Annotated in this window: 16 protein-coding genes and 1 riboswitch; of the genes, 10 read left to right on the top strand and 6 right to left on the bottom strand. The window is 32.1% G+C overall.

Going from position 1 to position 19,714, the window contains the following annotated elements:
• Window positions 1-48: 48 nt before the first annotated feature.
• From C4S29_RS13765 to C4S29_RS13780, 4 genes are all read right to left on the bottom strand, one after another.
• On the bottom strand, window positions 49-354 hold the full coding sequence (locus C4S29_RS13765; RefSeq protein WP_103914838.1) for an MGMT family protein: 306 nt from the start codon (window positions 352-354) through the stop codon (window positions 49-51).
• A 19-nt stretch (window positions 355-373) separates the two neighbouring features.
• Window positions 374-832, bottom strand: a complete 459-nt coding sequence (locus tag C4S29_RS13770) for a VOC family protein (RefSeq protein WP_103914692.1) — start codon at window positions 830-832, stop codon at window positions 374-376.
• Window positions 833-1,115: 283 nt separating this feature from the next.
• The gene (locus C4S29_RS13775; protein WP_103914693.1) at window positions 1,116-3,416 is read right to left on the bottom strand and encodes an nSTAND3 domain-containing NTPase; all 2,301 of its coding nucleotides are present in this window, start codon (window positions 3,414-3,416) and stop codon (window positions 1,116-1,118) included.
• 392 nt (window positions 3,417-3,808) lie between these two features.
• Window positions 3,809-4,336, bottom strand: coding sequence for a hypothetical protein (locus C4S29_RS13780; protein ID WP_103914694.1), 528 nt, complete (start codon window positions 4,334-4,336; stop codon window positions 3,809-3,811).
• Window positions 4,337-4,793: 457 nt separating this feature from the next.
• Between C4S29_RS13780 and C4S29_RS13785 the strand changes: the two genes are divergently transcribed.
• Entirely contained in the window at window positions 4,794-5,768 is a 975-nt protein-coding gene (locus C4S29_RS13785; protein WP_103914695.1) for a deoxyhypusine synthase family protein, read from the top strand.
• A 122-nt stretch (window positions 5,769-5,890) separates the two neighbouring features.
• Here C4S29_RS13785 and C4S29_RS13790 read toward each other — a convergent pair whose 3' ends face one another.
• A complete protein-coding gene (locus C4S29_RS13790; protein ID WP_103914696.1) occupies window positions 5,891-6,643 on the bottom strand; it encodes an RDD family protein in 753 nt (250 codons plus the stop codon).
• 23 nt (window positions 6,644-6,666) lie between these two features.
• Between C4S29_RS13790 and C4S29_RS13795 the strand changes: the two genes are divergently transcribed.
• From C4S29_RS13795 to C4S29_RS13830, 8 genes are all read left to right on the top strand, one after another.
• Window positions 6,667-7,668 carry a stage II sporulation protein M gene (locus C4S29_RS13795; RefSeq protein WP_103914697.1) on the top strand — a complete coding sequence of 334 codons (1,002 nt, stop codon included), beginning with the start codon at window positions 6,667-6,669 and terminating at the stop codon, window positions 7,666-7,668.
• Entirely contained in the window at window positions 7,628-8,599 is a 972-nt protein-coding gene (locus C4S29_RS13800) for a DUF4013 domain-containing protein (protein WP_103914698.1), read from the top strand. The genes C4S29_RS13795 and C4S29_RS13800 overlap by 41 nt, the downstream gene beginning before the upstream one ends.
• Entirely contained in the window at window positions 8,589-9,374 is a 786-nt protein-coding gene (locus C4S29_RS13805) for a DUF4129 domain-containing protein (RefSeq protein ID WP_233740565.1), read from the top strand. Before C4S29_RS13800 ends, C4S29_RS13805 begins: the two co-directional genes overlap by 11 nt.
• Window positions 9,374-10,555 (top strand): DUF4350 domain-containing protein, encoded by a 1,182-nt coding sequence (locus tag C4S29_RS13810; protein WP_103914699.1) that lies wholly within the window; start codon window positions 9,374-9,376, stop codon window positions 10,553-10,555. The genes C4S29_RS13805 and C4S29_RS13810 overlap by 1 nt, the downstream gene beginning before the upstream one ends.
• Window positions 10,556-10,653: 98 nt before the next feature.
• Window positions 10,654-11,121: a transposase gene (locus tag C4S29_RS13815; RefSeq protein WP_103914700.1), complete on the top strand. Its 468-nt coding sequence runs from the start codon at window positions 10,654-10,656 to the stop codon at window positions 11,119-11,121.
• Window positions 11,122-11,273: 152 nt separating this feature from the next.
• Window positions 11,274-12,278, top strand: coding sequence for an AAA family ATPase (locus C4S29_RS13820; RefSeq protein WP_394338676.1), 1,005 nt, complete (start codon window positions 11,274-11,276; stop codon window positions 12,276-12,278).
• 601 nt (window positions 12,279-12,879) lie between these two features.
• Complete coding sequence (locus C4S29_RS13825; protein ID WP_103914702.1) at window positions 12,880-14,202, top strand: DUF58 domain-containing protein; 1,323 nt, start codon at window positions 12,880-12,882, stop codon at window positions 14,200-14,202.
• An 18-nt stretch (window positions 14,203-14,220) separates the two neighbouring features.
• Window positions 14,221-15,324: a hypothetical protein gene (locus C4S29_RS13830; RefSeq protein WP_103914703.1), complete on the top strand. Its 1,104-nt coding sequence runs from the start codon at window positions 14,221-14,223 to the stop codon at window positions 15,322-15,324.
• Window positions 15,325-15,662: 338 nt separating this feature from the next.
• Here the strand turns inward: C4S29_RS13830 and C4S29_RS13835 are convergent, their stop codons facing one another.
• A complete protein-coding gene (locus tag C4S29_RS13835) occupies window positions 15,663-18,308 on the bottom strand; it encodes an MGH1-like glycoside hydrolase domain-containing protein (protein ID WP_103914840.1) in 2,646 nt (881 codons plus the stop codon).
• A 222-nt stretch (window positions 18,309-18,530) separates the two neighbouring features.
• Window positions 18,531-18,635, top strand: a riboswitch (SAM riboswitch).
• A 61-nt stretch (window positions 18,636-18,696) separates the two neighbouring features.
• Here C4S29_RS13835 and C4S29_RS13840 point away from each other — a divergent pair.
• Entirely contained in the window at window positions 18,697-19,710 is a 1,014-nt protein-coding gene (locus tag C4S29_RS13840) for a homocysteine S-methyltransferase family protein (protein ID WP_103914841.1), read from the top strand.
• Window positions 19,711-19,714 lie beyond the last annotated feature (4 nt).

Genomic DNA, 19,714 nt, shown 5'->3' on the forward strand with positions numbered 1-19,714 from the left:
AAAACCTATGAGGTTTCACTTAATCAAACCTTTAAGGTTTGTATTTGACTACAATTCCTCCAAAGGATTCCAAAAGATTTTTTTAAAATTTTGAATCTTATTGCCTTCAACCGAAACACCTTCTTTTTCCAATTTTTTAGTAAATTTTTCCAAACAATCGGCCGTGATAAAACCCGAAGCATTGCAAACCCGATGCGCCGGAAAATCTTCCTCATAATTGCGCAAGGCATTTCCAACATGCCGTGAATGATTGGGAAAACCGACCGCTTTTGCAATCGCGCCATAAGAAGTGACTCTTCCTTTTGGGATTAATTTTATGATTTCAAAAACCTGTTCTTTAAAAAGTGGATGCATTTTAAAATTTAGAATTTTTTTAGTTTTCTTCAGTAATTTTAGTCCATTCTTCATAAGAAATCACTCCCAATTCTGGTCTTTCTTTTTGGTCTAAAATACAAATAAATTCCAAAATATGTCCATCTGGATCATTAAAGTAAATGGCAATTGCAGGCATCCACGAAAAAACCATTGGCCTGTCTGTTCCATCTTTTAAAAAATTGTAGGGTTTAAGTTGGTGTTTATTTAAAAAATCTGTCGCTTGGTTCAAAATAAATTCTTTGTCGCACCGAAAAGCAAAATGCCGAATATCAATTTCTGATTTTGGCTTTTCCCAAAGTCCCAACATTGCTTCTTTTGGTTGTCCTATCCAAAAGAATGCGGCTCTTCTTTTTTCTTCAAAATAACATTGTTTTAATCCGAGAATGTTTTTATAAAAATCAATTGAAGTTTCTAAATTTTCGACATACAAATGCGTTTCGTAAAGTCCTTTTATCATAGGTTTTTTTATTTTTATTATTCTTTTACTTAAGTATTTTTGGATTTAGCATTCGGATTAACGTTAAATTAGTGTACTAATTTTCTTTTAATTATAATTAAATCGATAGAGCGAAAAATCAACTGTTTTTAATGGTAGGACAATTTCCCAACGGTTTTGTATATGATACGTTGCGTGGTTTAGTACGTAATTTAGCAAATAAAAACCGAATAGAAAATCCGCGAGGATTTTCGTAAATAGGCGAGTACTAGCAATGGATTATATACGTTGTTACCTGCCGTTTTTATTCTTCAGCCAATCCATCAAATAGGTTTGAAATAAATTGTTCTTCTCTTTCCATTGCTTCTTCATACTCTTGAGCTTCATAAGAATAATCCATATCCTCTTTTTCCATTTTTCTATCAATTTCGTCCATTAATTCAGCGTGCTTTTCTGATAGATTATTAATTTCTGCGTCTAGCAAATAATCAAAATCCTTTTCTAATTCTTTTAGTTCATCGATTAGTTGCTCATATTGGTTAACTTCTGTTGAGTCAATTTCATATTCTACCACTTCCTCGATTTTGTTTACAAACTTTGGACTTGATACAAAATCCTCATACTCATCGGAAAATAATTCTTTGAGTGAAGAGAAATCCTTCAGGGATTCTATCGAATTTACTTTTTTGGCGAAGTCTTTTATCAGTTTTTCACTACTAATTATTATCTCATTCTTTTTAAGTTTTTTTAATAATTTAATATAGGATTTTCGCTCACTATATCCCTCAAATTCAGGTTCAATACTCTGCTGAAATTCTTGAATTACAAAATCATATAATTTTTGATTTGATGAATTTTCTAATTCTTCCAATATTTGGATTAGAAATGAATATTTAAACCCATCTGTCTTGTACCATCCAAATCGATTGCTATTAGCAAAATTTGCTCTGTAGATATATGAGGATTTGAATAAAGTGAAATCCGAAATAATTTTATCTACATATTTTTCTAGAAGATTATTATTTAATGATATTCTTCGGTTAAATTCATTTTCGGATTTATCAAAAGTAAAAATTCTAAAAAATTGACTTACAAAAGAAAAAGAGTTTATTAAATCTTCGATTAATTCATTTTTACCTTTGACATAGTTTATTAAGAAATCTTGTATTGATGGGTTTTGAAACTCAATTGCAATTTTTTTGTAAGAATCCATTTTAGTACTAATGAAAGTACTCTCTAGTTCTTTAATTATTTTTCTAAACTCAATAGAATCTATTTTTAAAGGATACTTCTGGACATTGGCAATAATAAATGAGTTAAGTGCAATTCTTAAATCCTCTAAAAGAACAGGTGTTCCAATAGTTGATAAAATTAAAAGAGTAATTTGAGAACCTTTTGAAATTGTATTTTCAAAAGCGTGAAGCCAAACGCTTTCCGGATTATCAAAGAAAGATAAAATTGTTTTTGAAAATTCTTCTGGTTCACAATCATCCCAAAATTGATTTTGTACAAATGTTTCAATTATTCTAGGGTTATAACTTCTATGTTCGATAAGCTTTACGTAGCTTTTGTTTTTAACAAGATTTTGAATATGCTTTTTCGGTACATCAGCAAAAAAGAGGTGATTATATAAAATCTCTGCTTTAATAATTTTGGTGTATTTTGACAAATCCAAAGTACATTTAACTAATTCCAATGCTGGATTATTTAGAGATTCAAAAGAATTTTTGGCTTGATTTAATATATATTCTCGCGTAGCGAGAATGAATATTTTATTCTTCGATTTTCTTATTTTTTCTATGAATTTCAATAATTTACTGTCCTCATTCACTGATAATCCAGTTTCTAAAAAGTTTCTCCCGAGAAAATCATCAAAAAAGAATATTTGTTTTTTGCCGTCTTCGTAATATGAATAAGCATCATTTATGCTATCAGATACATAAACGAAGTCGTCAAAGTCTTTGGCTAAAAGTCTATAAACTAGCATTCTTGACAATGTTGTTTTTCCAATTCCTGGAATTCCAGAAATTATCACATAATTATTCGTTTTTATAATATCTAAAGCTTCTTTAAAACTATTGTTTTGAACATAGACTTTTAAAGTTTCTTTTATTTCGTCAAGTTCAAATTTCGATTGATTATATACTGTGCTGTTAATAAGTCTATTTAGGATATTTGTGCTAGTGAGCCATAGCTTATAATACTTTTCTTCAATTTTTGGATGCAATCCTAAAAGATTATTTAAATCCGTTTGTCCTAATATATCTTCTGTTGACTTAATGAAGGGGTGAAATAATTTCAGTATTTCTGCTTTATTTGGTGGTGTTAGACCTACGCTAGTGGTAATAATATATCTATCAGGTTTTAAAGATTGTACACTTTTTAATTCATTCTTTAAAGTAGATTTTAAATCACTATACTTTGTATATCTTTTTGCTTGGACGATTATGTTTTCGTCTTTATTAATCGTGGCTCTCAAGTCAATTCCGCCATCTTGTCCACTTGTAAAACTTTCAAAAAATACATCAAGTTTTTCTTGCAGAATATCTCTAGAAAAATTTTCAAATTCAAATGATGATAGGTTCAAGAAGTTATATTCATTCATTAGTGTTTGTCGTTTTATTCTAGGGTTTGTTTAAATGGCAGGTAACGTACGGCTGGGCTTTGTCGTCGTTCTGAAAAGGAAGTTGAAAACTTCTTTTTCAGAATGCGTCAAAGGCGACAGTTGTGAAAACGTCGTGCGAATGCAACGATGGTTTCACAATTGTCGGCCCACGCCGCCGCACGAATCCTTTCGTGTGGTTTTTGTAATTATAAAATATAGTTCTTACTTCTGAAATTCTTTCTATTTCTAAATCAATTTTTCATTTATACCTTTTCTTATATTCTAACGACACGATGCAATCGTGCGGGAGCAAGGGCAGAAATGAAAGAATTTACTATTTCTAATTTCTCTACTTTTTTGGTTTGCAAATCCGCGACATCTGAAGTAGTTTATTATTTTCGCAATTCGGTATCTTTGGCGATATACGCTTCAAAAACAGTTCCTGCTTTGTATTTTGCTCCTTTTCCGGGTATTAATAATCCTAATGGATTTACTGCGGTAGCAACTCCAACAATTACACCTGAACCCTTTAAATTTTTTGAAGTTTGGCCTATTAATTTTATAACTTGTCCGTTATCAAGGTAGAGATAATCAAGTGAAAACCCTAATTTTCCTTTTCTTCCTAAAACTCCACTCGCTCTTGCTTCCGTAACTGTACCCATCACTTTTGCGCCTGGTGCAACTACAACTTGGTCTCCAACCACTAATGGTTGGTTAAGTATTAATTCTACTTGATCTCCTACCTTCATACTTCCTCCACGAATTTCACTTTTCAAAGACGCTTTAACAAGTGTTCCTTCAGGAAGAATTATTTTTTGTGAGTTCTGGGAAGTTTGTTGCACATTTTCAACTTTAGTTTGTGTTTGAGCGTAAGAAAATGTTGCAACTAAAAGAGTAAATTGAATAAAAATTCTTTTCATTTGTTAATTATTTAATTTTATTATTTATATAAAGTATTGGTATTAATTATTTTATAAAATTATAGCAAACTTATTTAAAAGTAAAACTACTTTCATATTTTATCTAGATGTCAAATTTAAAAAAATAAACATTATGATAGTTGCGGTAAACCGCAAACAGATGAATTATTTTTTGTTTAACTAAACTTTCTTCTCGTGGAAAGAAAAACCACCCGAAATTCTAGCCCCGATTGTAGTGGAAATCCTTTTATCCCGATTTTAAATCGGGATAAAAGATTGTAACGGAAAGCGGGACCAATCTTCAAAAATGCGAAAACTGTCTTGCTCCTAATTATTTTTACGATAACTACAACAGATTGCTTTGTTCCTCGCAATGACATTAAAGATTGCTTCGTTCCTCACACTGACTTCTTGCTCCCAAAATTTTAAAATATTATCTTTGTTGAAATTTAAAACAATGAGCAAACCGATCACGGAATTTATAGAAAAATATTACCTGCATTTCAACTCTGCGGCGTTAGTAGATGCTTCAAAAGGCTATGTTGCGCACCTGAAAGACGGCGGAAAAATGATGATTACTTTGGCGGGCGCAATGTCCACCGCAGAAATCGGGAAAATTTTAGCGGAAATGATCCGTCAAGATAAAGTAGATATTATTTCTTGCACCGGCGCAAATCTCGAGGAAGATTTAATGAATTTAGTCGCGCATTCTCACTACGAAAGAGTGCCGCATTACAGAGATTTAACCGCGCAAGATGAATGGAATTTATTAGAAAAAGGCTTGAACCGTGTGACCGATACGTGTATTCCGGAAGAGGAAGCGTTCCGACGTTTGCAAAAACATATTGTAGAAATTTGGAAAGATGCAGAAGCGAAAGGCGAGCGTTATTTCCCGCACGAATATATGTATAAATTGCTTTTATCAGGCGTTTTAGAACAATATTATGAAATTCCGAAAGAAAATTCTTGGATGTTGGCTGCGGCGGAAAAAAATCTGCCAATTGTGGTTCCAGGTTGGGAAGATTCTACGATGGGAAATATTTTTTCCAGTTATTGTATTAAAGGTGAATTGAATCCTTCCACCATGAAATCTGGGATTGAATATATGATGTATTTAGCAGATTGGTATCCTAAAAATTCTGGCGGAAAAGGCGTTGGTTTTTTCCAAGTTGGTGGCGGAATTGCGGGTGATTTCCCAATTTGCGTGGTTCCAATGTTGTACCAAGATATGGAAATGACGGATATTCCGTTCTGGTCATATTTCTGTCAGATTTCAGATTCTACGACGAGTTATGGTTCTTATTCTGGCGCTGTTCCAAATGAAAAAATTACTTGGGGAAAATTGGATATTCACACCCCGAAATTTATTGTAGAAAGTGATGCGACGATTTGTGCGCCGCTGATGTTTTCTTATATTTTGGAAAATTCTTAAAAGAGATTTGAGATTTGAGATTTGAGACTTGAGAGAAGAGATTAAATTTTGAAAAACAAAATAAACCCTTTCAAATTTGAAAGGGTTTATTTTTACCAAATACCAAACACAAATACCTTTGCTTATGAATCTTTCCCAGTATAAAAATTATAATCTTTAATAATTGTTTGGATAAACTGTCGCTCGGTAAAATCACGAGAATCCACCTGAATTTTCATCGTTTCTTTTATTTTATTGGAAAGTTTGGTCATCAATTGTCGGTCATCAATCTTCATCGCTTTTTGGAAATTTTCTTTAATGATCCGCATGTCATTATCATTTAAAGAAACCACCGTTGGAAAACTTGGAACGTAATCTTCTTTTAAATTAACCAAAATAGTATGCGAAATATTGATTTTGTTTTTTAAAGAAATCACCGCTGTCCCAGCCGCCATATCGCCTAATCTTTGATTGTTTTTTGATAGAATAATGCTTAAAAGCGCAATCACACCGCTATTGGTCCAGACTTCTAAAATGCGAAAAAACCAACGCGTGAGATAATCACTAAAACTCGCTTGGTATCCGTCGATTTTCACCACTCTTATTTTCATTAATTTTTTGCCGAAAGTTTGGCCTTCCATCAAACTTTCTAAAACAAGTGTGTAAACAATTGCGGGCAAATATAAAATAATGAAAATCGTCCTCGCCGACCAATCGTCTAAAGTTGCAACGTAAGCCGATAAATTTAATAATTTAAAAAAAACATAAAAAATAACCAATATGTAGGAAATCATTATTGCTAAATCGATAAAAAATGCGGCAATTCTTTCGCCCACACTCGCAGTGGCAAAATTTATATTAACATTTTGCGAAGTATTAATTGGAATTTGAGACATATTTTATATTTTAGCAACTAATTATGAGAGAGGTTGCTTTTATTAAACAAAATAAAGAAAAATGGTTGGGAATTGAACAAATCATTAGCGGAAAAATTAAAAAAAATCCCGATGACCTTTCTTCAATCTACATCAATCTTGTAAACGACTTGTCTTTCGCCCAAACTTATTATCCGAAAAGTAAGGTTGGCGTTTACTTGAACCATCTTTCTGCGCAAATTTTTCAGCAGATTTATAAAACGAAAAGAATCGAGAAAAACCGTTTTGTGCATTTTTTTAAGACTGAAGTGCCGCTTTTGGTTTATCAATACAGAAGATATATGCTTTATGCGTTTATCTTTTTTTTCCTTTTTACCGCGATTGGTTTTATTTCTAGTTTTTATGATAAAGATTTTCCGCGACTAATTTTGGGTGACGATTATGTGAATATGACGATTGCAAATATCAAGAAAGGCGATGCAGTTGGTGTTTATGCAAGTGGCTCTAACTGGGGAACTGCGTTCGCTATTATTTTTAATAATTTAATTGTTGGTGCAAAACTTTACGTTTATGGTGTTTTTGGTGGCATCGGAAGTTTGTATGTGATGCTTCAAAATTCTATAATGCTCGGTGCGTTTCAATATTTTTTTGAATCACAAGGTGCTCTAAAAGAAAGTGCGCGCGGCATTTGGTTACATGGTGTTTTCGAAATTTTTGGTATGGTGATAGAAACGATGGCGGGCTTAATTTTAGGCGCATCTATTTTATTTCCAAGAACTTTTAGCCGAATGAATTCCTTTAAAATCGGTTTCAAAGACAGTTTCAAAATTTTTCTATCTACCGTTCCTTTCACTATTTTTGCTGGATTAATCGAAGGTTTCGTTACAAGATATGCTTTAAAAATGCCTATTTATTTGAACATAATTATAATTTTCGGCACACTTTCCATCATCGTTTTTTACTATTTTATCTATTCTGTCCTTAGACATAAAACTATTACCAAAGATGCAATTTTACCAACAGAGAGATTTCGGACAACTAATTAGCGATACGTTTAATTTTTTTAAAACCTATGGCAAAAATTATTTTAAAAATTATTTAGCATTAAATGGCACTTTATTGCTCATTTTAGTGGTGCTTTATATAGTCGGTTACAAAAATATTTTCGCACAGTTATTTGCCGGAAATGTAAGCGGACAATCTTACTATTTCGAGCAATATTTTCAAGAAAATGCCGCAATGATGGTGGTTTTCGGCTTAGTGTTTTTGCTTTTGGGATTAATAAGTATTTTTTTAATCTACACTTTTCCCGTTCTTTATCTTAAAAGATTATCAGAAACGGGCGATAAAAATATCACAAACGCTCAATTATTGGGCGATTTTAAAAAGAACATCTGGAAATTCATAAAATTTGTTTTAGGTATGTTTCTCATCATGTTGCCACTTACCGCAATTTTAATGACGATTTCATTTTTTCTAATGTTCATCATTATCGGTTTTTTTCTTTTAATTTTAATATTTCCAGTTTTGGCAAACGTTGTAAATTTGACGCTTTTTCATTATTTTAATACTGAAAATGGTTTTTTTGCCGCTTTAAGTTACGGTTTTAGAAGCCAGTTTTCTTATAGCAACAGCCGTTTAAAATCGCCATTTTGGAAATATTGGGCTTCCTCTTTGGTGATGTATCTAATTGTGCAAACCATTTCTAGCGTGATACTTTTTGTACCCATGATTTTAATGATGGTTTCAGTTTTTACCGTTCCCACTCAAAATCAACCTGCGGCATTTGGTAATTTTTTCAATAGTACAATGGGCATCATTTTCTTTATTTTTTATGCAATTTCTATTTTATGTACGTTTGTTTTAATGAACGCCAATTATATTAACGCGGGTTTTATTTATTACGACAGCCGTTTAGATTTGCACCAAAATAAAGATTTTACTGAAATTGAAAGTATAGGTGCAAATGAAAATTAAATCCATTTTATTTTTTCTAAGTTTTTCTATAACCTTTTTATCTGCGCAAGAAGGTAAAATGCCCGTGACCAAAATTTTAGATTCTGTAAATAGTTCCAAAGTAGATATGCTTCCCGCAGATTCTATATTGGTTAAAAATTACGAGACAGAAAACGCCGTTTATCCCAAAAATTTTACAGATAAATTTCAAGAAAAGTACCGTGGGAAAGATTTTGATTATTCTACAATAAAACCACACGAATCTCTCTGGCAAAGAATTAAAAGAAATATCGCCAAACTTTTTCGCAAAATTTTTGGTGATATTGATGTGATGACGGCCAATCGATACACCATTAATTTTTTGCGTTTTCTGGGTATTTTAGCGCTTTCCTTTTTGCTTTATTTTTTAATTAAATATTTAATGTCTAAAAATGGCAACTTCTTTTTCGGCAAAAAAAATAAGAAAGTCGCCATCAAAGAAGGAGAAATTACTGAAAACATCCACGAGATTAATTTCCCTGAAATTATTGCAAAATTTGAACTTGAAAAAGATTTCCGTTCTGCCATTCGCTACAGATTTTTGCAGGTTTTAAAGCAGCTTTCAGATAAAAATAAAATTCTTTGGATGCCAGAAAAAACCAATAAAGATTATGCCGTTGAATTCAAAGATTCTAGCCTAAAAGCCTCGTTTTTAGAATTGGTTTATATTTTTGATTATGTTTGGTATGGCGAATTTTCCATCTCAGAAAGCGATTATCAATATTATAAAAGTAAATTTCAAAACACGAAACTGTAATGAATAAAACTTTAAAAATATATGGTATTTTGTTCCTCGTCATTGTGGGTTTAATGGCAGTTTTAGAACTGACAAAGAAAGACGTTACCGATTGGCGTAAGAATTTCGATATTGACCAAAAAAGTCCGTTTGGTTTGTATGTTTTTAACCAAGAAGTGAATTCTTTACTCAATAATAAGGTTGAAAAATCAAAGAGATCGCCCTTTTCTTATTATTCTGACCATGTGAATATGCCAGCACACAATATTTTGGTCGTACAAAATAATTTTGGTGATGCCTCTATTAATAAAATTTTAGAACAGGTAAAAAAAGGATCAGATGCGTTTTTGCTGAATGATCAATTCCCAAAAAATCTTTCAGATAAATTAAAATTTCTCACTACAGTTGTGAATTATGAAGATAAAAATGTCTTAAAACTCACTGATATTAAATTTAAAAATGACAGTTTACTTTTAGATAAATTCCCAGGAAGCAATGGTTTTTATTATTTGAAACCAACAAATCAAATTTTAGGAAAGTCAGATTTTTACAAGGAAGAATTGCAGGCTAATTTTATAAAAGTAAATTATGGAAAAGGCCATTTTTATTTGCATTCTGAACCTCTGGTGTTAACAAACTACTATATTTTAAAACCCGGAAACAAGAAATATTTGCAAGATATTTTTTCTTATTTGCCAGTTCGAAAAACGGTTTGGTTTTTAAATAGACAATCGGCAGATTCAGATTCAGATGCGGTTGCACCTTCACCGATGCGTTTTATTTTGGCAAATCCTGCGTTAAGATACGCTTGGTATTTGCTTTTGGCAAGTTTGCTGTTGTTTGTTTTATTTAATGTTCGTCGCAAGCAAAGAATTATTCCGATTATAGAAGTTCCAAAAAACAAATCAGTAGAATTTGTAAAAAGTATCGGAAATCTTTATCTTCAAGAAGGCGATTTCCACGATATGATGGCGAAAAAATCACAGTATTTTCTACATAAAGTGCGGTTAGAATTCATGCTCGAAACATCAGATTTAGATGATAATTTCGCACAAAAACTCCATCTTAAAACAGGTAAAAATCTAGATAAAATAAAAGAAGCTTTAGTTTTAATTAAAAAAAGTCAAAACCCTTATTCTTCCGTGATGAAAGAAGATTTGGCGCGATTAAATTCGCTTTTGGATGAAATTTTAGGGCAATAATTTGTACTTGGGATTCGCAAAAGCCAACCCTTTGTAGAAATTTATGCAGAATAAAAGGAAAGCGCCGTAGGCGCGACACTAATTTTAAATTAAATAAAATGGCAAATACCTATTCTCAAATATATATTCAGTTTATTTTCGCCGTAAAGGACAGAGAAAGATTAATTAATGAAGAGAAACGTATTTGTTTAGAAAAATATTTAACAGGTATTATTCAGAATAAGAAACAAAAACTTTTGGCTATTTATGCAAATCCAGATCATTTTCATATTTTAATGGGTTATAATAATTTAAATATCTTAATTCCTGATTTGGTAAGAGATATTAAATCTAATTCTTCAAAAATGATGAATGATGAAAATTGGTTTAATGGTAAATTTAATTGGCAGGAAGGATATGGCGCATTTTCTTATTCAAAAAGCCAGATTGATAAAGTTGTTAAATATATTATAAATCAAAAGGAGCATCATAAGATAAAATCTTTTAAAGAGGAATATGTCGAATTTTTAAATAAATTTGAAATTGAATACAAAAATGAATATATCTTTGAATTTTATGAAGATTAAACCTTGTCGCTCCTACGGAGCTCAGTTTTAAACTTGTTATTTTTTATAATAGTTCGGCTTCTTCGAAGCCGTCTTAAAAAGACTTTAGCTAATTCCAAATCACGATATTAAATAAATTTATGGAAAACTTCGAAAACACAGAACTTAAGAATATGGAAAACGAAAATATAGAACCGGAAAATACAAATCCTGCTTTCGAATCCCGATTAGATATGGCGGAATTGCGGGAAAACCTCGAACGCGTAAAAGCCGAAATCGGAAAAGTAATTGTCGGCCAAGAAAAAATGATAGAACATCTTTTGGCGGCTTTGCTTTCCAATGGGCACGTGATTATCGAAGGTGTTCCAGGCGTTGCAAAAACAATTACGGCGAAACTTTTGGCAAAAACTATTGCGGTCGATTTTAGCAGAATTCAGTTTACGCCGGATTTGATGCCGTCGGATATTTTAGGAACTTCCATTTTTAATATCAAAAACTCTGAATTTGAATTTAAAAAAGGACCGATTTTTTCAAATTTTGTTTTGATTGATGAAATTAACCGTTCGCCGGCAAAGACTCAAGCCGCACTTTTTGAAGTAATGGAGGAGCGCCAAATCACAATGGACGGAACGGAATATAAAATGAATGAACCTTTTTTAGTAGTTGCAACACAAAATCCGATCGAGCATGAAGGAACTTACAGGCTTCCTGAAGCACAACTAGACCGGTTTTTATTTAAAATTGAAGTCGGTTATCCAAATTTGGAACAAGAAATTCAGATTATTAAAAACCAGCACGAAAGTAAATTAGACGATAAAACAAGTGAAGTTCATCAAGTGATTTCTGCAACGCAATTGTCGCAATATCAACATTTGGTAAAAGAAATTTTAGTGGAGCCGCAGTTATTAGATTATATCGCAAAAATAATTGTGAACACCAGGGAAAATCAATTCTTATATTTAGGCGCATCGCCACGTGCAAGTTTGGCTTTGCTTGTTGCTTCAAAAGCATTTGCTGCCATTCGTGGAAGAGATTTTGTAACGCCAGAAGATATTAAAGATTCAGCTTTTGCGGTTTTGCGCCACAGAATAATGGTTTCCCCAGAGCGTGAAATGGAGGGTTTAACGGCGGATGAAATTATCAGACAAATCTTGGAAAGTATTGAAATCCCGAGATAAATTTTTTTAATCAAAAATCAGTTTGCTAACAGGCGAAAGAAACAAAAGATTTTAGGTATTAAATTTATAAAATAATAGTTGAAAATTTCATTTTTTAAAAGCATTAAAAACCTTTGCGAGCATTGCGTAAAATCTTTGCGACATTGTGAGAAAAATTTAAATTATGAAAAACCTTTTCCTTACGTTTAAAATTTTTAATAGTTGAACAAACGTTTTTTTAATCTTTATAAGCAATAAAAACCTTTGCGAGCATTGCGTAAAATCTTTGCGACATTGCGAGAAAAATTTAAGTAAAATTATAGAATAATACTATTAAGTTAAAAAAAAGGACAAAATTTGAAATAAATTTTAATAGTTGAACAAACGTTTTTTTAATCTTTATAAGCAATAAAAACCTTTGCGAGCATTGCGTAAAATCTTTGCGACATTGCGAGAAAAATTTAAGTAAAATTATAGAATAATACTATTAAGTTAAAAAAAAGGACAAAATTTGAAATAAATTTTAATAGTTGAACAAACGTTTTTTTAATCTTTATAAGCAATAAAAACCTTTGCGAGCATTGCGTAAAATCTTTGCGACATTGCGAGAAAAATTTAAATTATGAAAAACCTCTTCCTGAACAACCGCTTATTCTTCGCACTTTTCGGCGTGGGAATTCTCTATATTTTAGGCTTTTTCTTTCCTTTTATTCTAAATGTTGCTCATTTTGTTCTGGTATTAGTTTTTGTGGCGTTTTTTATAGATTATTTGTTTTTATTTAATACTAAAAATGGTGTTTCTGCGGTCAGAATCTTACCTGAAAAATTGAGCAATGGCGATGACAACGAAGTGAAATTAGACGTAAAAAATAATTATAATTTTAAAATTAAAGTTAAAATTATAGATGAAATTCCTTTCCAGTTTCAAGTTCGAGATTTTTTTATTTTTAAAGAAATTTTGCCTAGAAATAATGTTTTTTTAAAGTATATTCTTACGCCAAAACAACGTGGCGAATACAGTTTCGGAAATCTCAATATTTATGCAGAAAGTAGATTGGGCTTCGTTTCGCGACGTTTTACTTTTCAGAAAAATGAAAATTTGCCTAGTTTTCCATCTTTTATTCATCTTCGGAAATATGAATTGATGGCTTTGCAGAATGAATTTTTATTGGGTGGCATCAAAAAAATTCGAAAACTTGGCCACACAATGGAATTTGAGCAAATTAAAGAATATGTTCCAGGTGACGACATTAGAACGATTAATTGGAAAGCGACTGGGAAACGAAATCAATTGATGGTGAACCAATTTCAAGATGAAAAAGCGCAACGCATTTTTATGCTGATTGATAAAGGCAGAACGATGCAAATGCCTTTCAATGGCTTGAGTTTGCTAGATTATTCTATTAACGCCGTGATGGCTTTGAGCCACATTATTTTAAAAAAATCGGATCGTGCAGGAATGATGACTTTTTCTAAAAAAACTGAAAATAAAGTCGCAGCAGAAAACAAAAGTGGACAATTGCGCAAGATTTCCGAAGCACTTTACAATATCCAAACTAACTTCTACGAAAGCGATTTCAGCCGATTGTATCAAGATTTAAAATTTAATGTTACGCAGCGAAGTTTGCTTTTACTCTTCACTAATTTTGAAACTTTAGACGCCGTAAACCGACAAATGAAATATTTGCGCGGCATTGCAAAAAACCACGTTTTGGTGGTGGTTTTCTTTAAAAATTCTGAATTGCAAGAACTCATCCACAAAAATCCTGAAAATATGCAGGAAATTTATGATGAAATTATCGCAGAAAAATTTGAGTTTGAAAAGAAACTCATCATTCAAGAATTAAGAAAATACGGCATTTACAGCATTTATACCGCGCCAGAAAATCTAAATATTGAAGTAATTAATAAATATTTGGAAATAAAAGCGAGAGGGATTTTGTAAGGAATAAATAAAATTATCATGAAAAACTTTTTATTATTTTTTGTTTTATTTATTTCAATTAAAACGTATTCTCAAAATGATGCAACAAAAATCGAAATCACCAAAGTTGTTTATAGTGCTTCATTTGGAGAAGAATCTGAAAATTTATACAAAGTTTTCAGTAAAGTGATTTCAAAGAAAAATGAAATTCAAAACTTATATAAATTATTGTCGGAAAAAAATGATGAATCATTGCTTTCAAAATTTGGAATTGATACAATTTCTATAAAAAATAATCCAGAAAAATTGATTTCGCTTTACGATAATAGAAATGATGTAAGTTGGAATAAAGAGCAACGAAATTTCATTATAAAAGAACTAAGCAATATCTCTAATTATAAAGAAAAACAAAAGGAATATTTTGATAATGGCTGTTGTTACTCAATGCATAATTATTATCGAAATCAATACATCATAAAAGTTTACAATAATTCAACTCTTTTAAACGAATACAAGTCACGCAAATTTTCTTACGGTTATAAATTTCCGTGGACAGATAATTTAGGAAATAAGATTTACAATTATAAAATAGAAAAAATAGTTGAAGATGTTTTTAATGAAAATTCTAAAAATAAACAACCACTTCATGATGATGAACTTTTAAAATATTTAGTTAATAAAATTATTGAGTCTAATATTAACGAATTATATAAACTTTCAGCATATTCTTACATCGACGACATTAATGGTTTAAAATCAAATTTTAAAGTTGATTCTTTCGAAGAGGTTTATGGAAGAGGAAGATATATTTGGGATGAGGGAAAAACTATAAAAATTTCTCTTCATAATGATGAAATGTTACCAAATGTGAACATCCAATTTTTGGCGGAAGTAGTTGGAAAAAAACTTTATACAAAAGATTCTTTACTTTTAAAATATAAAAGAATTGTTGAAAAAGTTCAAAATATTAATTTTGTTAAAAATTACCTCTCTCAAAATCCAGAATCGAAATTGGATATTTATTTTTTTAATAATAAACCGATAAATGATTATGATATTGATGGCGTAAATAAAAATCCAGCAGAATGGAAAAAACAAGATGATTACATTAAAAGTTTAGATTTTTACAAAAAAATAACCTAAAACCAACTTTTGATTTAAATGAAGCAATAAAAATTTCGGAAAGGAATCATTGTGGATGCAATTATAGATTTGAACGAAGCTTTATAGAGAAAGCAATATTTTTTGAGATTACAGATAAAGAACAAGGTTCTTCAGTTTGGTTTCTTTTGCCTGACAATAAGGTTCTACTTTATCTTGGTCAAGGAGAAAAAATACTAAGCTTTGACTATAAAAAATTTGGAAAATATCCAGGCGTTCAATTTCCATGTATTTTATTTGATACAAATGGAAATATAATGGAGCGTAAATAGTTACGAATACACTGAAAATATTCACTTCCACAAAAATTACTTTCTTACCTAATCCCTCGTAATCAACTCTTTATTTAAACCACTTAAAAGATTTCTTGGTTGCAACATTTTCGCAACGGTAGAAGTCCAGCCGGTTTGGTGTGACGCGCCTAAACCTTTTCCGGTATCGCCATTAAAATACTCGTGAAATAAAATATAATCTTTAAAATAAGGGTCTTGGTTGAATTTTTCTACACCGCCATTAAATGGCCGGTTGCCGTTTTCATCTTTTAAAAATATACTGCAAAGTCGCTTGCTCAATTTCTCTGCAACTTCATTTAAGTTAAAATAATTTTCACTGTTTGTGGGGAATTCTACTTTGATATTGTTGCCATAATAATAATGGAATCTTTGCAAACTTTCCACAATTAAGAAATTAATAGGAAACCAAATTGGTCCACGCCAGTTGCTATTGCCGCCAAACATAGAACTATCGCTTTCTGCGGGCGTATAATGCACCACATATTGGCGATCATGCGCGTAAAAAATAAACGGATTTTTTTCATAAATTTTCGACATTGCCCGAATGCCATAATCACCCAAAAACTCTTCTTCGCAAAGCATTCTGTGTAACACTTTGGTTAATCTTGTTTTTCGTAAAATACTTAAAAGATGCTTTTTACCTTCACCTTCTACTTGCCAATGAGAAACCAATTTGGTGAGTTCTGGTTTATTTCTCAAAACCCAATCCATTCTTTCTTTAAATTTTGGTAGGCTTTCTATCATTTCATGATCAATCACTTCTACGGCAAACATTGGGATTAAACCGACGATGCTGCGAAGTTTTAAGGAAATACTGTCGCCGTTTGAAAGTTGCAAAACGTCATAGAAAAAGCCGTCTTCTTCATTCCAAAGTCCATTTTTACCATCTCCGATATGTTCCATTGCATCTGCGATATAAAGGTAATGTTCGAAAAATTTAATCGCCATATCTTCATAAACATCATTATACATCGCGAGTTCCATCGCAATTCGCATCATGTTTAAAGAATACATTGCCATCCAACTGGTTCCATCGGCTTGGTCAAGATGTTCGCCATCTTTCATTTCCATATTTCGGTCGAAGGCACCGATATTATCCAAACCGAGAAATCCACCGCCAAAAAGGTTGTTTCCTTTGATATCTTTTCGGTTTACCCACCAAGTAAAATTTAATAATAATTTTTGAAAAACACTTTCCAGAAATTTAATGTCGGCTTTCCCATTGATATTTTCATCAATTTTAAAAACCCTAAAGACAGACCATGCGTGAACTGGCGGATTTACATCACTTAAATTCCATTCATAAGCGGGCATTTGTCCGTTCGGATGCATGTACCATTCTTTGGTTAAAAGTGTCAATTGATTTTTTGCAAAACCAGCATCAATCATGGCGAAAGAAACACAATGGAACGCCAAATCCCAAGTTGCATACCACGGATATTCCCATTTATCGGGCATTGAAATAATGTCTTTATTGTGCAAATGTTTCCATTCTGTATTTCGTACAAAATTTTTGAAATTGCGTGGCGCTTCTAAATTGGGATCGCCTTTTAACCATTTTGCAATGTTATAGTGGTAAAATTGTTTGTTCCAGAGAAGGCCAGCAAAGGCTTGTCTTTGCACGTTTTTTTCATCTTCGTTCGGGATATTGGCTTGTAAATTCTGGTAAAAATCATTTGCTTCTTCTTTTCGAATTTCAAAAATTTCATCAAAATCATAAAATGCATCATTCATTTCGTGCGGCGACAATCTGAAATCGAAAGTTTTTGATTCTCCGGCCGCAATTTCTGTGTCGATTTTAAAACAGGCTTTTGTTCCTATTTTTTTTGGATTTACCGTTTTAGTGCCTTTTATTATAAAATCATTAATACCATCTTTAAAATAGCCTTCTGTTTTTGGTCTGTTGTAAATTTTTGAAATATTAGTTTCGTTTTCGCAGAAAAGTGCTTCTGAATTTGCATTTCTGGCGTAAAACTTTTTTATAGAAAGACTATCGTGCAAAATATCGATAACGCCATTTTTTGATTTTTTTAATTCTGGCTTATAATCATTGTAACCCCAACTCCAGTTATTTCTATACCAAATCGTCGGTAAAATTACGAGTGGTGCATTTTCTTTGCTTCGGTTACACGCAGTAACGCGAATAAAGATATCATCTGCATCTACCTTGCAATATTCAATAAAAATATCAAAATATTTATTTTCGTTAAAAATCCCTGTGTCTATTAATTCGTATTCGGGTTCGCTTTTGCTTCGCCTTAAACTTTCTTGAACCAATTGATCATAGGGAAAAGCTGAAATTGGGTATTTGTATACCATTTTCATGTACGTGTGCGTTGGCGTATTGTCTAGATAATAAAACAATTCTTTCACATCTTCGCCGTGGTTTCCTTGGTAATTAGAAACGCCAAAAAAGCGCTCTTTTACCATTTTATCTTTTTTATTCCAAAATGAAAAAGCGAAACAGAGTAGTTGTTTGCTGTCGCTGAGGCCTGCGATCCCTTCTTCTGCCCATCTATAAACTTTGCTTTCGGCTTGGTCGTGGCTTGTGTTTTCCCAAGCATTTCCATCTGGGCTGTAATCTTCGCGCACATTTCCCCACTGTCTATTGCTCACGTAAGGTCCCCACTCACGCCAAGCTTCATCTTTCAATCTTTCATTTTCAGTGTTCATATTTTTCATCGGTATAGATTATTGTCTTATTTATTTTTCTGCAAAATTAATAATTTTTAAAAGAAGTAATTGCTTTATAAAGACCGATTAATACTTCTTATATTATCATTTTGAGCCAATGTGATATTTGTTTTTAATTACTTTTTTTTTAATTAAAAATTTAACATATTTAGGTAAAAATTCTCTACCTTTGCATCAGAATTGTTCTTTTAAATATTGAAAATGTTATCCAGAAAGGTGGAGGGAATAGACCCTAAGAAACCTTGGCAACCTCTCTTCGGAGAAAAGGTGCTACATTCTATCCGCCACTGGCGGAGAAGATAACTTAAATTTAATTCTACCTTTCAAAGGCAGCATTTTCAAAATTATTTTATTTAAAATTTTGAAAATGAATTCAAACCAATTATTACAGACCGAACTCAATAAACGCATTCTTGTGCTAGATGGCGCAATGGGAACGATGCTTCAACGCTATAAATTCACAGAAGAAGATTACCGCGGCGAGCGTTTTAAAGACTGGAAATTTTCTTTAAAGGGAAATAATGATTTATTGTCTTTAACCCAACCGGAAGCAATCGCAGAAGTGCACCGGAAATATTTAGAAGCCGGCGCAGATATCATTGAAACCAATACTTTTTCCGGAACAACCATCGCGATGGCTGATTATCACATGGAAGATCTGGTTTATGAACTCAATTTTGAATCTGCCAAAATCGCCAAAAAAGTTTGTGAAGAATTTACTTTAAAAAATCCTGAAAAACCAAGATTCGTTGCGGGTTCTATGGGACCAACCAACAGAACTGCAAGTCTTTCTCCCGACGTCAATGATCCGGGTTTTCGCGCGATCACTTTTGATGAATTGCGAATTGCATACAAACAGCAAGCAGAAGCACTTTTAGACGGCGGTTCAGATTTACTTTTGGTAGAAACAATCTTTGATACTTTAAATGCTAAAGCCGCACTTTTTGCCATTGATGAAATACAGGAAGAAAGAAACATCAAAATTCCGATTATGGTTTCGGGAACGATAACTGATGCTTCGGGTAGAACTTTGAGCGGACAAACCGCAGAAGCATTTTTGATTTCAATTTCTCATTTAAACCTTTTAAGCGTTGGTTTAAACTGTGCTCTTGGCGCAAAACAATTAACGCCCTATTTAGAAAGTCTTGCCAATAATTCAGAATTTTATATTTCTGCTTATCCAAATGCAGGTTTGCCAAATGCTTTTGGGCAATATGATGAATCACCAGAATTTATGGCAGAACAAATCAGAGAATATGCGGAAAGAGGACTCATCAACATCATCGGTGGTTGCTGCGGAACAACGCCGGAACATATCAAAGCGATTGCAAATTTGGTGAAAGATTTTGAACCAAGAAAGTTGTCGGTTGTCAGTTTATAGTTGT

The organism is Halpernia humi (assembly GCF_900108025.1).
GTDB lineage: Bacteria > Bacteroidota > Bacteroidia > Flavobacteriales > Weeksellaceae > Halpernia > Halpernia humi.

Bases quoted from the DNA above. Each gene is read 5' to 3' on its own strand.
- C4S29_RS13765 (WP_103914838.1), bottom strand. From the start codon at position 354: ATGCATCCACTTTTTAAAGAACAGGTTTTTGAAATCATAAAATTAATC.
- C4S29_RS13770 (WP_103914692.1), bottom strand. From the start codon at position 832: ATGATAAAAGGACTTTACGAAACGCATTTGTATGTCGAAAATTTAGAA.
- C4S29_RS13775 (WP_103914693.1), bottom strand. From the start codon at position 3,416: ATGAATGAATATAACTTCTTGAACCTATCATCATTTGAATTTGAAAAT.
- C4S29_RS13780 (WP_103914694.1), bottom strand. From the start codon at position 4,336: ATGAAAAGAATTTTTATTCAATTTACTCTTTTAGTTGCAACATTTTCT.
- C4S29_RS13785 (WP_103914695.1), top strand. From the start codon at position 4,794: ATGAGCAAACCGATCACGGAATTTATAGAAAAATATTACCTGCATTTC.
- C4S29_RS13790 (WP_103914696.1), bottom strand. From the start codon at position 6,643: ATGTCTCAAATTCCAATTAATACTTCGCAAAATGTTAATATAAATTTT.
- C4S29_RS13795 (WP_103914697.1), top strand. From the start codon at position 6,667: ATGAGAGAGGTTGCTTTTATTAAACAAAATAAAGAAAAATGGTTGGGA.
- C4S29_RS13800 (WP_103914698.1), top strand. From the start codon at position 7,628: ATGCAATTTTACCAACAGAGAGATTTCGGACAACTAATTAGCGATACG.
- C4S29_RS13805 (WP_233740565.1), top strand. From the start codon at position 8,589: ATGAAAATTAAATCCATTTTATTTTTTCTAAGTTTTTCTATAACCTTT.
- C4S29_RS13810 (WP_103914699.1), top strand. From the start codon at position 9,374: ATGAATAAAACTTTAAAAATATATGGTATTTTGTTCCTCGTCATTGTG.
- C4S29_RS13815 (WP_103914700.1), top strand. From the start codon at position 10,654: ATGGCAAATACCTATTCTCAAATATATATTCAGTTTATTTTCGCCGTA.
- C4S29_RS13820 (WP_394338676.1), top strand. From the start codon at position 11,274: ATGGAAAACGAAAATATAGAACCGGAAAATACAAATCCTGCTTTCGAA.
- C4S29_RS13825 (WP_103914702.1), top strand. From the start codon at position 12,880: ATGAAAAACCTCTTCCTGAACAACCGCTTATTCTTCGCACTTTTCGGC.
- C4S29_RS13830 (WP_103914703.1), top strand. From the start codon at position 14,221: ATGAAAAACTTTTTATTATTTTTTGTTTTATTTATTTCAATTAAAACG.
- C4S29_RS13835 (WP_103914840.1), bottom strand. From the start codon at position 18,308: ATGAACACTGAAAATGAAAGATTGAAAGATGAAGCTTGGCGTGAGTGG.
- C4S29_RS13840 (WP_103914841.1), top strand. From the start codon at position 18,697: ATGAATTCAAACCAATTATTACAGACCGAACTCAATAAACGCATTCTT.